Here is a 14,601-nt window from a genome sequence, read left to right on the forward strand (position 1 = left end):
GACTTGTGGCTTGAGTCACCTGGGCGGGGCGGGACCCCGGAAGAGCGTTACCGAACCAGCGGGGGACACGGCAGCCGTGGGGGACCGTCTCTCCGGCGTGAGTTCTGCGGTACCGGTGTCGGAGGCCGAGGTGCGGACCGGGGTGCAGGGTGGAAGGGGGCGGTCCGGAAACCGCCGCGGCACCGGCCGCGGCGGCGTCCGCCCTGCTCGACCGACTCACATTGGTCTCAACCTCCGCTGAAGGTGGAGAGGAGGTCCGCCCAGGCCTGCTCGCAGGCGGCGGCAAGCCTCCGCGCACACCCTGCACGATCGGCGGGTCGAAGCACTCGCGCGCGGAAGAGGGTGATCTGCCCGTCCACCAGGTGGAAGAGACCTACGTACTTGGTTGTCGTACTGCAATCCGGAGGCGTCGACAGCTGCCACCTGAACGGCCAACTCACGACCAGGGGCTCAGGAGCACCCCGGACATGAGACCCAGCAGCAGGCTCGCAGCTGCGGCCAGGAGGGCCGCCACCTCGGCGAACGGCCTCGGTGCCGGTGCGGTGGCGTGCGGGTCGGTGCGGGCCACGACGGGCGCGAGCCAGCGCAGGTAGTAGAAGAGGCTGAGGAGGGTGTTGACGAGGACGGCGACCGCCAGCCAGGGCAGGCCGCCGTCCCAGGCGGCGCTGGCGGTGGTCAGCTTGCCGACGAAGACCGCTGTCGGGGGCGTCCCGACCAGCCCGAGCAGGCTCACCAGCAGTGCGCCGGCGAGCCAGGGCCGGTGCCGGCCGAGGCCTCGGTATTCGGCGAGCGTCCGGCGCTCCGGCAGCGCGGCCACCACGGCGAAGGCGGCGAGGTTGGTGACGGCGTAGGCGGCCAGGTACAGCAGCAACGAGGGCAGGGCAAGGTCGCTGCGGCCCGCCACGGCGACGGGCACCAGCAGGTACCCGACCTGGCTCACGGTCGACCAGCCCAGCAGCCGACGCGGGTCGGTCTGGGCGAAGGCGGCGAGGTTGCCCAGCGTCATGCCGAGCACGGCCACACCAGCGACGAGCAGACCGGTGCCAGCGGCGCCGGCCACGACTTCGACCAGGCGGTAGGCCGCGATCACGGCGCCGACCTTGGGCAGGGTGGTGAGGAAGGCGGCGGCGGTGGTGCCGGCGCCCTGGGCGGCGTCCGGCACCCAGAAGTGGCCCGGCACGGCCCCGGCCTTGAACATCAGACCGGCCAGGACCGCGACGACGCCCACGGCGACCGCTGCGGCCGGCGCGTCCTGCAGGCCCGCGGTCAACGAGGTGTAGGTCGTCGTGCCACCGACGCCGAACAGGACGGTGACGCCCAGCAGCATGGTGATGCCGAACAGGGCGCCGAGCAGGTACGTCTTGAGCGCCGCCTCGGCCGCGCGGGCGGTGCGGGACATCCCGATCAGGCCGTACAGCGGGATGCTGGCCAGCAGGAAGCCGACTGCGAGGACCAGCAGGTCTGCCGCGCCCGCCATCACGACGGCTCCCAGCGCCGACAGCAGCAGCAGCGTGTACGTCTCGCTCTCCTGCCGGGCGCCGGTGAGCTCGTCCACGCCGAGGCCGATGACCAGCAGCGTCCCGGCCGCGACGACCAGACGGGCGGCGGTGGTGGCATCGTCGACGGCGAAGGTGTCGGTGTAGACCAAGAGTGCCGGGTCGCCCGCAGCGACCAGCGTCGCTGCGGACGAGGCGAGCAGGGCGACGACGGCGACGAGCCGGGCCACCCACTGGCGCCGGCGGGGCAGGAACGAGCCGCCGAGCAGGGTCACGAGCGCCCCGACGAGCAGGCAGATCTCCGGTAGCAGCGCTGACGGCTGCATCGCCATGCCCATGGACACCGGCTACCGCCCGACCAGCTGGACGACCACCTCGGAGGCGGGCTCCACGACGTCCAGCAGCGTCCGGGGCAGGACCCCGATGAGCAGGGCCAGGCCCAGCAGCGGCACCACCGACCACAGCTCCGCCGCGCGCAGGTCGGTGAACCCCACCGAGGCGCCGGTAGTCGGCCCGGTGAGCAGCCGCTGGATGGCTCGCAGGAACAGCGCGGCGGTGATCAGGATGCCGGGCAGGGCGATCGCGGCCACGGGGGCGGCGGCGATCGCGCCGGCGAAGACCTGGAACTCGGCGATGAACCCGCTGAACCCGGGCAGGCCGAGCGAGGCGAACGCCGCGACGGCGAAGCAGGCCGCGAATCGGGGCGCCGGTCGGGCGAGCCCGCCGTAGGCGCCCATGTCGTAGGTGGCGGCGCGGTCGTGGAGCACCCCGGCGAGCAGGAACAGGGCGCCGGTGATCAGCCCGTGGCTGACCATCTGGGTGACGGCGCCGGTGACCGCGACGGCGCGGGCCTGCTCGTCGGTTCCCGCGACAAGGCCCGCCGCACCGACCGCGAGCACGACGTAGCCCATGTGGTTGACGGAGGTGTAGGCGATCATCCGCTTGAGGTCGGTCTGGGCCAGGGCGACCAGCGCCCCGTAGAGGACCGACACGATGCCGACGGCGATGATCACCCAGGCCCAGTCGCGCCAGGCGTCCGGGAGCATGGGCATGGCGATCCGGACGAAGCCGTACGTGCCCATCTTCAGCAGGACGCCGGCCAGCACGGCCGAGCCGACGGCCGGGGCGTCGGTGTGGGCCGGCGGCAGCCAGGTGTGGAACGGCACGGTAGGCGTCTTGACGGCCAGTCCGAGCAGCACCGCGGCCAGGACCAGCCCTCCGACGAGGCCGTCGTCGACCAGCGGGGGGTTCGCGGCGAGCTCGACCATGTCGAAGGTGCGGGGCCGTGAGCTGACGTAGAGACCGATGAACCCCAGCAGCAGGGCGAGGGAGCCGAGGAAGGTGTAGAGGAAGAACTTCAGCGCCGAGCGTGCGGCCTGGCCGTGGCCCCAGCCGGCGATGGCGAAGTACATGCCGACGATGGACAGGTCGAAGAAGACGAAGAACACGATGAGGTCCGCGGCGACGAACAGGCCGAGGCACATCGACTGCAGGAACAGGAACAGCGCGGCCTGCAGCCGGGGCCGGTCCTGCTCCCGCAGCGCGTACACCGCGCACGCGGCGAACACCACGGCCGTGAGCGCGACCAACGGCAGCGACAGACCGTCGACGCCCACGTGGTAGCTGCTCCCCACCCCGGGGATCCACGGGACCTGCTCCTCGAAGGCGAGCGTGCCGGGGGCGGGGGTCTGGTAGCGGGCCCAGACGACCCCCACCAGCGCCAGCTCGACCAGGCTGGCGACGACCCACGTCCAGCGGGCGGCACGGTCACCCAGCCGTGGCAGGCCCGCGAGGACGACCGAAGCGAGCAGGGGCAGGAAGACGATGGTGCTGAGCACGGGTCACCTCACGACCAGGAGCACGACGACGCCGACCGCGAGCGTCGCGGCGACCTGGAGGTAGTACTGGTGCAGCTGACCGGTCTGCGGCGCCCGGGCGAGCCCGCCGAGGCGACGCACCTGGCGGGCGATGGACTCCACCGCCCCGTCCACGGCCCGGTCGTCGGTGCGCGCGGTGAGGGCGGCGACGGCGTCGCCGCCGCGGGCGGAGGTCCGCACGGCGCCGTCGACGTAGCGGTCGTCGGCGACGGCGGCGGCGGACGCCAGGTTCAGCACGGCGCCGACCGTACGGTCGATCGTCGCGTCCAGGACGTGGTCGTCGAAGCGGGCCAGGGCCCCGGCCAGCCGCAGCACCGGACGCACGACCAGAACGTCGGTGGCCCGTTCCAGGTCCAGCCAGTCGCGCAGGAGGCGCGGTTCCGGCAGGCCCCAGCGGGCGACGGCCGCCAGCACGACCAGGGCAAGGGCCGCGGAGCCGATGAGCTCCGCGACCCCGGCGGTGGCGAAAGGTCCGGCGTCCAGACGCTCGCGGAGCACCTCGCCGAGAGGGGGCAGGGCCAGGACCCCGAGCAGCGCGGCGCCGACGGCGAGCACGACCAGCGGCACCTGCTCGGCGGGGCCGACGTGGCGGGTGCCCTGCTCCTCGAGGTCGTAGCCGGCCTCGACGTCGTCCGGGGCCCGACGCCACAGGACGAAGAGGATCTTCCCGGCGTAGGCGGCGGACAGCGCTGCGGCGGCCAGACCCACGACGTACAGGGCCGGGGAAGCGCCCAGCGCGGCGGCGAGGACCTCGTCCTTGGTCGCCCACAGCGACAACGGGGCGACACCGGCCAGGGCCAGCGCGCCCACCGTGGCGCTGACGCCGACGACCGGCCAGCGCCGGGCGACGCCCTGCAGGGCGGTCAGCTGCTTGGTGCCCAGCGCCGACAGCCACGCCCCGGCCACCAGGAACAGCAGCGCCTTGGTCGCGGCGTGCGCGACGAGGTGCGCCGTCCCCGCCGCCACCGCCGACACGCCGGCGCCGAGCACGACGAAGCCCAGCTGGGCCGCGGTGGAGGCGGCCAGCAGCTGCTTGAGGTCCCGCTGCCCGACGGCCACCGCACCGAGCAGCAGGGCGGTCAAGGCGCCCGCCCAGGCGGCGGTGGTCGCGGCCCAGCCGCTCGCGGCCAGCAGGGGGGCGGTCCGCAGCAGGAGGTACCCGCCCATGGCGACCATGGCCGCGGAGTGCAGCAGCGCGCTGACGGGGCTGGGGCCGTCCATGGCGCGAGACAGCCACGCCGAGAACGGCAGCTGCGCGGCCTTGCCGAGCGCCGCCACCAGAACGCCCGCGGCAGCGACGTGCAGCCACGGGCCCTCGAGCGTCGGCAGGTCGGCCAGGCGCATGCTGCCGGTCCCGGCGAGCACGGCGGCGGCCGCGGCGTACAGACCTAGGTCGCCGGTGCGGGTCATGAGGAACGCGACGGTGCCCGAGGAGACCCGGTGCTGCTCGTGCCAGGCGTGGCCGATGAGCGCAAAGGAGGTCGCGCCCATCACTTCCCAGCCCAGAAGCAGCGCGGGCAGCGTGGTGGCGGTCGCGGTGAGCTCCACCGCGGAGGCAAACAGCAGCATGAGGCCGTGGAAGCGGTGGCGACCGGTCCGGACGTCGGCGGCTGCGAACGCGAGGACGAGCAGGCTCACCAGGGCCACGGTGGGGACGACGACCGCCGACAGCGGGTCCACCGCCAGTCCGAACCGGCCGCCGGCCACGAACGGCACCGACACCTCCGGGCCCCCGAGCGTCACCACGCCCGCCAGCACGACGAGGCCGGTGGCGACCAGGAGCGCGGCCGGTGCCGCGACGCGCTCGGCACGGGACCCGGCCAGGCAGAGCGCGGCCCCCGCCAGCGCCGGCAGCAGGAGAAGAGCCCACAGTGCGGCCTGCGTGGCCTGCGTGGCGGTCATCGGGACAGGTCCGTGGCCATGTCCGTCATGTCGCTGTTCCGGGAGCGGTGCAGCAGCGTGGCCACGGCGAACCCCATCGCCATCTCCAGCGTCATCGCCGCGATCACCACCAGCAGCAGCACCTGCCCGGTCGGGTCCGGTGACAGGAACCACCAGAAGCCGGCCGCGGCGAGGATGACGCCGTTGAGCATGAGCTCCAGGCCCATCATCACCATGACGACCACCTGCTGGGAGATGGCGCCGTAGAGCCCGACGCTGAACAGCGCCGCCGCGACGACCAGGACCGCCTCGAGAGTCATCGGCCGACACCTCCCGGCTGAGGGTCGTCGGCCGGTCGACGGTCCAGGTCGTCCCCGAGGCGGTCGTAGCGGCCCCGCGCCTGGGCCAGGACGACACCGGCGACGATCGTGGCCAGCATGGCGGGGCTCACCGTGAGCATGACGAGCATGTGCGAGCCCATGATTGCCTCGCCCAGCTCCGCCGCAGAGCCCAAGACAGCGCCGGGTTCCGGTTCCCGTCGGGACGGCCACGGCACCAGCAGGGCGCCGCCGGCCAGCACCACGAACGTGGCGACGGCTGCGGCGATGGCGGCGCGGTTGTCGTGGACCATGCTCATCGGCATCAGCGCCGGGTTCATGCCCATGAACATGACCATGTAGACGGCCATGACGGCCATCTCCATCATCATCATGAGCACGGTGATGATGCCGATGTAATGCAGGTCGACCAGCAGCAGGGCCAGCCCCACGGCGACGAACGACACCGCCAGGGCGTACGTGGCCCGGGCCATGGAGTCCACCCGGAACACCACCACGCCCGAGGCGACCGCGACCACCGCGAGCACCCAGAACACCACCGACTCGAGCACCTCAGTACCTCCCACCGTCAGTACCTCCAGACCGCGACGACGGACACCACGAGCACCTGCAGGAGGACCGCCGGGAGGAGCACGAGCCAGCCCACCTCCACGAAGCGGTCGGGCCGCAGCACCGGCAGGTGACGGCGCAACGCCACCAGCAACGCCAGCAGCAGCACGACCTTGAGGCCGAACCAGGCCCAGCCCGGCAGGACCGGGCCGTCGGCGCCGCCCAGGAACATCGGGACGGCGAAGGCCGCCCCGGCCGCCAGCAGCGCGTAGCGCCCGGCCAGCACGAGCAACCGGTCCACCCCGGACAGCTCGGCCAGCACGCCGCCGGCCACGTCGACCCCGGCGGGGACCGACAGCGGCCCCCACACCGAGAAGGCGACGACGCCGAGGCAGAACACGGCGAAGGCGACCGGCATCCACAGCACGAACCACGCGCCGCCCTGCTGAGCGGCCTCCACCTCGGCCAGGCGCAGGCTGCCGGCCGCGACCGCCGGGGCGGTGAGGGCGAACATCAGCGGCAGCTCGTAGGCCAGGCCCTGGGCCAGGAACCGGTACCCGCCGACGAGCGCGTGCGCGGAATTGGCCCCCCAGCCGAGCAGCCAGACGGCCGCCCACACCGTGACGTCCATCGCGTTGAACCAGACCACCCCGACCGCGAGGTCGGCCACGGAACGGCCACCCACGGGCACCACCACCGCCTTCAGCAGCGCCAGGACCAGCAGCGCCGCCCCCCCGACGCGCCACAGCAGCACGTCGGCCGCGACGATGGTCCGGCGCCTCTGCCGCATCAACCGGGCGGCCTCGGCCAGCGGCGCCGACCACCCCGCCGCCATACCGCTCGACCGACCTCGGGCGGCCAGGACGCCGTCCAGGGAAGCCGCCGCCAACGCGAGGCCTCCAAGCAGCACGGCCACCACCAGAGCCCCGACCACGGGTTCAACCACCCTCCACCCCCGCGGTGACCAGTCGTGCGGTGTCGGGGGCACAGCTCGCGACGACGAGCCGGACGGCGGCCAGGTCCAGGCCGGTCACCAACCGCGGCAGCTCCTGCGGGTCGGTGCCGGTCCACCCAGCCGGTCCGCGGACCGGGTCCGGGGCGTCCTGCAGCAGGTCACCCGCTGAGCGGAGGAGCTGCAGCAGTCGGCCGTGGACGTCGCCACCGGCCGGTCCGAGGTCGCGCAACGACCATCGCAGCAGCCGGGACCCCTCCACCAGGCCCCGGAGCCGCCGCAGGGCGGCCGCGCAGGCGGTGGCGTCGACGCCGCCCAGCAGGGCGTCCCGGACCCGGGCCGAACGCCGCGCTGCGGCCCCCCAACCGGACAGCTCCAACACCTGGCCCGCCTGGTCGCACAGCCGCGCCGCCACCGCTCGTCTGGAGAGGTCTGCGTCAGGCGCGGTGGTGCCTGCGGTCAGCACCTCGACGTCCGCGGCCACGACCACGTCGCCCTGCAGGCTGCAGTGCAGGACCAGCCCAGCCGGCCAGCACGGCAGGACGGGGCCGAGCGGGACCTGGAGGACGTCCATCTCCAGGCCGTCACGGTCCTCGCCACCACCGGCCAGCGGGATCCCCGCCGGAGCCATCTCCATGTCGCCGTGGTCCATGTCGCCGTGGTCCATGCCTGCCATGTCGTGGGAGTCCTCGTCCATGTCGTCGTGGTCCATGTCGTCGTGGTCCATGTCGCCGTCGGTCATGTCGGCCATGTCGGCCCTGTCGCGGGACTCCCCGGCCATGTCCTGGTGGGAGCCGGTGTCCTCCTCCTGGTCCTCGGGCCCGCCGTCCGGGCGACCTGGGTCGAGGTCTCGGTCCCGCGCGTCGTGTTGCTGCGCGTCGCGGTCCGCGAGGGCAGCGGCCGCCCGCTGGAGCGCATCCTCCACGTCGGTCGGGGACTCGGCCAGGCAACGGGCCCGAGGCCCCGGCAGCTGCTCCCACACCCGCTGCACCGCCGCGTCCAACTGGTCACCGGCGAGCCCGCACACCAGCAGAACGTCGGCGTCGGCGGGCGAGGACGCCTCCCGCCACCCCCGGGCGGACAGCTGCTGCTGCGCCTCGACCCGGGTCGACCACCAGCCAGGGACCTCCACCACGAGCACGTGCACCCGACGCAAGGCCAGCCCGGTGAGCCGGTCCCTCATACCCATCGCAGAGCGCCCTCCCGCCACGCCCAGACGACCGCGACCATGAGGACGCCCAGGAACGCGAACATCTCGACCACCGCCGCGCTACCCGAGGCGGCGACGACCACCGCCCACGGGTACATGAACAGCATCTCGACGTCGAAGGCCAGGAAGACCAGCGTCACCGGGTACCAGCGCACGTGGAACCGGGACAGCGCATGCTGCCTCGGCTCGTGCCCCGACAGGAACGGCCGGGCCTCGACAGGCCGAGCCTCCACCGCCGTCACCCGGTGGGCGAGGTACGCCGCCACCACGCAGAGCAGGGCAACGACCAGCATGGCCAGGACCCCGCCGTACTGGCTCACCGGGGACGCCTCCTATCCGCTGAACGCATGCCCACGTCCTTCCCATCATCCCGTGCCCAGGTGCCCATCGCCTGCGTGACCGTACGCCTGGTGCCGCAGGCCTCGGTGGGCGACGCGGCGACAGCGGACCGTGCCTGCGCGAGCGGTTCTACCTAGTCGCGGCGGTCGCAGCGGTCGCAGCGGTCGCAGCGGTCGCGGCGGTCGCGCGGGAGACCGGGCCCCCTCTACCCGGGGCTGTATTGACGTGCGCGGAGGGCCGGGAGGTCCTCGCTGCCGCGACTGCGGACGCCCGGAACGTGCCGGGGTACAGCGCCGTCGCCACGGGCGGATGCCGCGGGCCCTCGCCCTGCAACCGCGACCCCTCGGCAGAGCGACGCTGGTCCGTCCGCCACGATGGGCGGGTGGCCCGGACGGTGAGCAGGTGGCGGCGGCACCCGGTCCTCACCGTGGCCGGCTGCCTGCTGGTGCTGGCGGGCGTGCTGGCGGTGGTCCGGGCCATAGGCACGCAGCAGAGCGTGGAGCGGGCCCGGGAGTACTGGTCCGAGCCGCAGGGGGACCCTGAGGGGCTTCTGTACGTCGCCCTCGGTGACTCCGCCGCCCAGGGCGTCGGGGCGAGCAGCCCCGACAAGGGATACGTGGGCTTGCTCGCAGCGCGGCTGCGCACCAGCACCGGCCGGCCCGTCCGGGTGGTCAACCTCAGCGTCTCCGGCGCCCGCGTGGCCGACGTGGTCGAGGAGCAGATGCCCCAGCTCGAGGGTCTGGAGCCGGACCTGGTCACGGTGGCGATCGGGGGCAACGACGTCCGCCGCTACGAGACCGGCCGCTTCGCCGCCGACGTCGACCGGCTGGTGGCGGGGGTGCCGCCGGGCACGTACGTCGCCGACGTCCCGTACTTCATGCACGGCCGCTGGGAGACCGACTCCGCGCAGGCTGCCGGGACGGTCCGGACGGCCGCCGCCGAGGCCGGGCTGGTCGTGGTCCCCCTCAACGACCGGCTCCGCGCCGAGGGGCTGCAGGGGATGCTCACGCAGACCTCGGGCGACCTCTTCCACCCCAACGACCGCGGCTACCAGGTATGGGCAGACGCCTTCTGGACGGAGATCGCCCGCACCTGGGGGTGACGGGGGGCTGGGTCAACCCGCTGAGACGGCCTGCCGTCCGGCGCGCTGCTTCCGCCAGCCGTAGCGGGTCAGACCCCGCGGCTTGTAGACCGACAGCACCGCTGCGAACAGCAGTACCAGGAGCGCTCCGGCCGAGTGGAGCACCGGTGAGGTGCTGGGCAGCAGCCCGCGGTCGTCGGACAGCGACGCCGACGCGGCCGCGTCACCCAGCAGCTGCAAGGTCGGGACGTACAACAGCAGCACCCCCGTCGCGAGCACGGAGATGCCCAGCTTGACCACGACCCACCAGTGTCGCAACAGCCCCCACGCGCCACCGAGGGACTGCACCAGGCCCGTCGCGAACGACGCGAGGCTGAGCGGGACGAGGGCGGCCACGCCCAGCACGTCCATGGCGACGTACAGCGCTCGAGCAGTCGGCGGGCTCGCCGTAGCGACCGCCACGACAGCCAGGGACAGGAACGCGACCACGGCCCCGAGCCACCCGACCGAAGTCACGACGTGCGCGACGAGGAGGGCCTTGCGCGTATCCCTCGGCAGGCCCATCAGCTGACCGCGTCGACCGCGGACAGCTCCCTAGGGGCTCCCTGGCCGCTGTGCAGACCCGGCCCGTGCTGGCCACCGAGGAGAGCGGCCGCGACGACCCCCACCACGAGCACGAAGACGACGACGCCCAGCGCCTTCACCCAGCCCGGGGTCGACGGCGGGCCACCCGTCACGTCGGGGGAGCGGTCGGGGAGAGACGGGTCAGCGGACATGAACCGATCGTACGGGACACTCTGTCTCTACGGGCAACTACCTGTCTTGATACCGGACGGTCTGTATGCTTCGTGGGTGCCCCGGCTATGGTCGTCCTCGGTGGAGTCGCACCGCGATGCGGTCAAGGACGCGGTCCTCGACGCGGTGGCCGAGCTCGTGGCGGACCGAGGTCTCCCCGGCCTGTCGATGGCTGCGGTGGCGAAGCAGGCGGGGATCGGGCGGGCGACGCTGTACAAGTACTACACCGGCATGGAGGCTGTGCTCCAGGCCTGGCACGGCCGCCAGGTGCACCAGCACCTGGCCCTGCTGGAGGACGCCGCCGGGCGCGAGGGCAGCCCGCTCCAGCGGCTCGAGGCGGTGCTCGTCGCATCGGCCTACGCCTCCGTCCACGCCGAGCCGGGCGACATGGCCCCGGTCCTGCACGCCGGGGAGCACGTCCGGCACGCGCGCGAGCAGGTGCGGGACCTGCTGGCACGCCTGATCACGGAGGCGGCCGCCGCCGGCGAGGTCAGAGACGATGTCCCGGCGGCCGAGCTCGGGGATTTCTGCCTGCACGCTGTGGGGGCTGCCTCAGCGGCGACGGGCGCAGCCCGGGGGCGGCTGGTGCACCTGGCCCTGGATGCTCTGCGCTGCCAGGTGCCGCCGGTGACGCACGCTCCCCATTGACCGGCCCGTCCGGAAGGCCCGATGCCCGCGGCCAGCCCCGGTGGTCACGGTCGCGCGGAGCCCGAGCCCCCGTGCGGCGGCCGCGACGACGAGGAGGGTCACGACGAGGACGACGAGGTCGGGTGTCTTGCCCAGGCGCGCGGCGGGGGTGAGTGAGGTGCGCAGCGGGAGGACGCCCGTGAGCTCCTCGGCTGTGAAGAGGCCGGTCCGTTCTGCCACCGTGCCGTCGGGCATGACGATCGCGCTCACGCCGACCGTCGAGATCTGGACGGTCGCTCGCCCGTGCTCCGCGGCCCTGAACCGGGACATGGCCAGCTGCTGCGTCGATTCCGCGGTCAGCCCGAAGGAGGCGTTGTTGGTGGGGATGAGGATGAGCTCGCCCCCGGCGAGGACGCCTTCGCGCACGAGGTCGCGGTAGGCGACCTCGAAGCAGATCCCCACCACGACAGGGACGTCACGGTCGAGGCGAGCGATCGGCACCGGCAGGAGCGAGGGTTCCGTCCCGGCGGCCATGTCGGTCCCGATCTGGTCCACGAGCGGGGTGATCTGCCGGAACAGGTCGCGGTAGGGGACGTACTCCCCGAAGGGCACCGGGTGCTGCTTGGCGTACGTGGCGCCTGCGCCGAGTCCCGCCTGCCAGACCACCATCTCGTTGTACCGGACGTCCTCGCCCGGCGGGAACCGCTGCGTCCCCAGCACCACGGGCGCCCCGGCCGCCCGAGCCGCCGCGTCCACCAACGCGGCTTGGGCGGTGTCGGTGCGGGGGTCGATGTCCGCGGCGCTCTCCGGCCACAGGACGACGTCGAGCTGCTCGGTGGCGCTGGCCAGCAGCCGGGTCGTCCCGTCCGCGTGGTTACCGGTGACGTCGCGGGCCTGGACCTCCCAGTCCGCGCCCCGCTCCGGGACGTTGCCTTGGACCGCCCCCACCCGCAACGACCCGGCCTCCTCCCCGGCGTAGACCGGGAGCAGAGCCGGCGTCACCAGCAGTGCGATGACGGCGACGGCGGCAACCGCGGCGGGTAGTCGCTGACCTCTGCCGGCTGCCTGCCACGCCGTTGCGAGGAGGGCACCGCTGAAGGCGACGGTCGCCGACACCAGGATCTCGCCGCCGTACGGGGCCAGGCGGAGCAAGGGCCCGTTCGTCTGGGAGAACGCCAGGCCCCCCCAGGGCAGACCGCCGAACGGCCAGGACGCGCGGACCTGCTCCACCGCCACCCAGAGGAACGAGGCGGCCACCGCGGCCCGCACAGGGTGGTCGCGGAACGCGTGACTCCCTGCTGTCCAGGCCCACAGCGCCCCGAAGCCGGCGATGTAGGAGGCCTGCATCACGCTCAGCGCGACCCACGGCAGCAGGGACCCGGTCGCGTCGACGGCCCACCGCACGTGGGGCAGGAAGAAGGCCAGGCCCCAGAGGGCCCCGATGCCAGCAGCCGGACGAAGTCGCAGGCCACGCAGGGCGCTCAGCAGGCACGCGACCCCGACGACAGCCAGCGGCCACCAGCCCTGTCCGGGGAAGGCGGCGTTCGTGAGGAAGCCGCCGGCCAGTGCCAGGGCCGCCCTTTCGACATGCCGCACCCATGACCTGGAGGCCGCGCTCTCGAAGGCGGGTAGCGGCGGCTGACCCTCACGCCCGGGGGTCTCGTGGGGGCTAACCATCGCCCGACGCCCGCGCCAGGGCGAAGCGACGCCGGACAGTCGGTCAGCGGTGGGCAGGAGGTCTCCCGGGTCATTGACATGGTGACGGCTCGTCGCCTGAGCACTGGTCTCGGTGCCGGTCGGTTTCTTGCCCGGTCGTGTCACCGATGAGGGCACGGTAGCCGGGCTCGCTCCGTGACTCTCAGACGGGTCACGTACATCGTCGAGGCGGGCCGGCTGATGGAGGTCACCGGGGATGCTCGACGGGCCGAGCGGCATCTAGGGACGAGGCCCTTGCCCTCCGCCGCCTGTGCAGTGGGCTGTGAGTCAGGAGTGGTGGCCGTGTGTCGATGTGGGGACGCGGCTCCGCGTGCGGCACGCTGGGGGAGTGGTGCAGGAGCGGACAGGCCGGGGGACACGGGTGCTCCCGGGAGCCGGTGCTCTCCTGGTCGCTCTGCTCGTCCTGCTGACCGCAGTGGTCATCGGTCACCCGGGCGACAGCGACAGCGGCACCAACAGCGACATCGCCTCGTCCGACGTGCACGTGACGCAGCACGTGGGCGAGCCGTCCAGCCGAGCGGCCTCAGGACCGTCCGAGGAGGGCTCGATCAGCCTCCAGGCCTTCGCCCCCTTCGCAGTCGCCTACTTCGGGGCCGACCTCTCCGACGTCCCCGGCCAGCTTCGTGCCCCCGAAGCACCCGAGGGGGACCATCCCCCGGGTGGCGGTCACCACCATCACGGCGGCGAGCACGGGGCGACGTCGCTGCCCGCTGTCTCCTTGATGCCCGGCAGCCGGCAGGTGGCCGAAGGTCAGCCCGAGGGCTACCTGGGGGCAGTCCGCGCCGCCGGGGGCCGCGAACGACCTGACTGAGCGAACCGACGACCTCCCGCTGCGAGATCCCGTGTCTCGACAGCACCGGCACCTGGTGGTGCCACCCCACGTCGGTCCTCGAAAGGTCAGCTATGCCCCCGTCGTCCCCCTCCCGCCTCATCGTCCGAGACGCGGTGCCGAGCGACCTCGGCTACACCGCCCGGCAGCACGAGGAGCTGTTGCCGCACGGCCTCTTCCCTCACCTGGGGCACACGTTCCTGCGCCGCTGGCACGCCACGTTCCTCGACTCCCCGTACGGCATCGCCCTGGTGGCGGAGCGGTTCGGGGAGGCGGGCCCTGTACCCGTCGGCTTCCTCATCGGCAGCACCGACCAGGTCCGCCTGGTCCAGGACGTGATCGCCCGGCACCGGTTCCCCCTGCTGGTCGCCGGTTGCATCGCGCTCCTGCGACGGCCACGGCTCGCCGTGCACTTCGTGCGCACCCGCGCCACGCCCTACCTGCGCCGCCTGACCGGCATCTCGACGAGGCCTCCCGCCCGCCCGGACGCTGCGCCCGGTGCACCCGGGCCCCGAGAGGACACGGCGCCAGCACCGATCGCGGTGATCACGGCGGTTGCCGTGGACGCGACCTGTCGGTCCGGCGGCGCGGGACGGGCGCTGGTGGACCGGTTCGTTCTGCGTGCGGCGTTGTCCGGGGCAGAGGACGCACGGCTGACCACGCTGACCGGGGCGGGCGGGGCCGGCGGCTTCTACGAGAAGATGGGCTGGCAGTTCGTGGAGCAGCACCCCACCCGAGACGGCCTCACCGTGTCGACGTACCGCCTCACACCCACCACGCAAGGGACGACCCAAACAACGGCGCACCCGGTCCCCGGCCAGCCGGCGCGCGGCGCTTCGCGGGGTGACAGGTGACGGCGAACAGCCGACCGGACCGCCCGGAGGCACCCCGGGACGCGTCGCGCCGCTCGG

At 73.4% G+C, this 14,601-nt stretch carries 15 protein-coding genes; 4 read left to right on the top strand and 11 right to left on the bottom strand.

All coding sequences use genetic code 11. From position 1 onward, the window contains the following. Positions 1-436: 436 nt before the first annotated feature. From WCS02_RS00970 to WCS02_RS01005, 8 genes are read right to left on the bottom strand one after another with little or no spacing between them, the layout of a single operon-like run. Positions 437-1,834, bottom strand: a complete 1,398-nt coding sequence (locus WCS02_RS00970) for an NADH-quinone oxidoreductase subunit N (protein WP_340288395.1) — start codon at positions 1,832-1,834, stop codon at positions 437-439. A gap of 9 nt (positions 1,835-1,843) precedes the next feature. Then, positions 1,844-3,334 carry a complex I subunit 4 family protein gene (locus WCS02_RS00975; protein WP_340288398.1) on the bottom strand — a complete coding sequence of 497 codons (1,491 nt, stop codon included), beginning with the start codon at positions 3,332-3,334 and terminating at the stop codon, positions 1,844-1,846. A gap of 3 nt (positions 3,335-3,337) precedes the next feature. Beyond that, a complete protein-coding gene (locus tag WCS02_RS00980) occupies positions 3,338-5,275 on the bottom strand; it encodes a proton-conducting transporter transmembrane domain-containing protein (RefSeq protein ID WP_340288401.1) in 1,938 nt (645 codons plus the stop codon). Then, positions 5,272-5,574, bottom strand: a complete 303-nt coding sequence (locus tag WCS02_RS00985; RefSeq protein ID WP_340288404.1) for an NADH-quinone oxidoreductase subunit NuoK — start codon at positions 5,572-5,574, stop codon at positions 5,272-5,274. Before WCS02_RS00985 ends, WCS02_RS00980 begins: the two co-directional genes overlap by 4 nt. After that, positions 5,571-6,158 (bottom strand): NADH-quinone oxidoreductase subunit J, encoded by a 588-nt coding sequence (locus WCS02_RS00990; RefSeq protein WP_340288407.1) that lies wholly within the window; start codon positions 6,156-6,158, stop codon positions 5,571-5,573. Before WCS02_RS00990 ends, WCS02_RS00985 begins: the two co-directional genes overlap by 4 nt. Before the next feature lie 2 nt (positions 6,159-6,160). Continuing rightward, positions 6,161-7,129 (bottom strand): NADH-quinone oxidoreductase subunit H, encoded by a 969-nt coding sequence (locus WCS02_RS00995; protein WP_340288409.1) that lies wholly within the window; start codon positions 7,127-7,129, stop codon positions 6,161-6,163. After that, on the bottom strand, positions 7,080-8,282 hold the full coding sequence (locus tag WCS02_RS01000; RefSeq protein WP_340288412.1) for a hypothetical protein: 1,203 nt from the start codon (positions 8,280-8,282) through the stop codon (positions 7,080-7,082). The genes WCS02_RS00995 and WCS02_RS01000 overlap by 50 nt, the downstream gene beginning before the upstream one ends. Beyond that, the gene (locus tag WCS02_RS01005) at positions 8,273-8,623 is read right to left on the bottom strand and encodes an NADH-quinone oxidoreductase subunit A (RefSeq protein WP_340288415.1); all 351 of its coding nucleotides are present in this window, start codon (positions 8,621-8,623) and stop codon (positions 8,273-8,275) included. Before WCS02_RS01005 ends, WCS02_RS01000 begins: the two co-directional genes overlap by 10 nt. Positions 8,624-9,024: 401 nt before the next feature. Here WCS02_RS01005 and WCS02_RS01010 point away from each other — a divergent pair, with 401 nt between their 5' ends. After that, positions 9,025-9,744 (top strand): SGNH/GDSL hydrolase family protein, encoded by a 720-nt coding sequence (locus WCS02_RS01010; RefSeq protein WP_340288417.1) that lies wholly within the window; start codon positions 9,025-9,027, stop codon positions 9,742-9,744. Positions 9,745-9,756: 12 nt separating this feature from the next. Here WCS02_RS01010 and WCS02_RS01015 read toward each other — a convergent pair whose 3' ends face one another. Further along, positions 9,757-10,239, bottom strand: coding sequence for a DUF2269 domain-containing protein (locus WCS02_RS01015; protein ID WP_340288419.1), 483 nt, complete (start codon positions 10,237-10,239; stop codon positions 9,757-9,759). A gap of 47 nt (positions 10,240-10,286) precedes the next feature. Then, positions 10,287-10,499 (bottom strand): hypothetical protein, encoded by a 213-nt coding sequence (locus WCS02_RS01020; protein WP_340288420.1) that lies wholly within the window; start codon positions 10,497-10,499, stop codon positions 10,287-10,289. A gap of 76 nt (positions 10,500-10,575) precedes the next feature. On the opposite strand from WCS02_RS01020, the gene WCS02_RS01025 reads away from it, so the two are divergent. After that, positions 10,576-11,166 carry a TetR/AcrR family transcriptional regulator gene (locus WCS02_RS01025; protein ID WP_340288422.1) on the top strand — a complete coding sequence of 197 codons (591 nt, stop codon included), beginning with the start codon at positions 10,576-10,578 and terminating at the stop codon, positions 11,164-11,166. Here WCS02_RS01025 and lnt read toward each other — a convergent pair. Then, positions 11,071-12,741, bottom strand: coding sequence for an apolipoprotein N-acyltransferase (gene lnt, locus WCS02_RS01030; RefSeq protein ID WP_340288424.1), 1,671 nt, complete (start codon positions 12,739-12,741; stop codon positions 11,071-11,073). The genes WCS02_RS01025 and lnt overlap by 96 nt on opposite strands. 481 nt (positions 12,742-13,222) lie before the next feature. On the opposite strand from lnt, the gene WCS02_RS01035 reads away from it, so the two are divergent. Then, a complete protein-coding gene (locus tag WCS02_RS01035) occupies positions 13,223-13,672 on the top strand; it encodes a hypothetical protein (protein ID WP_340288427.1) in 450 nt (149 codons plus the stop codon). A gap of 134 nt (positions 13,673-13,806) precedes the next feature. Beyond that, on the top strand, positions 13,807-14,544 hold the full coding sequence (locus WCS02_RS01040) for a GNAT family N-acetyltransferase (RefSeq protein WP_340288429.1): 738 nt from the start codon (positions 13,807-13,809) through the stop codon (positions 14,542-14,544). The last annotated feature ends 57 nt before the right edge of the window (positions 14,545-14,601 follow it).

Source organism: Aquipuribacter hungaricus (genome assembly GCF_037860755.1).
GTDB classification, from domain to species: Bacteria; Actinomycetota; Actinomycetes; order Actinomycetales; family JBBAYJ01; genus Aquipuribacter; species Aquipuribacter hungaricus.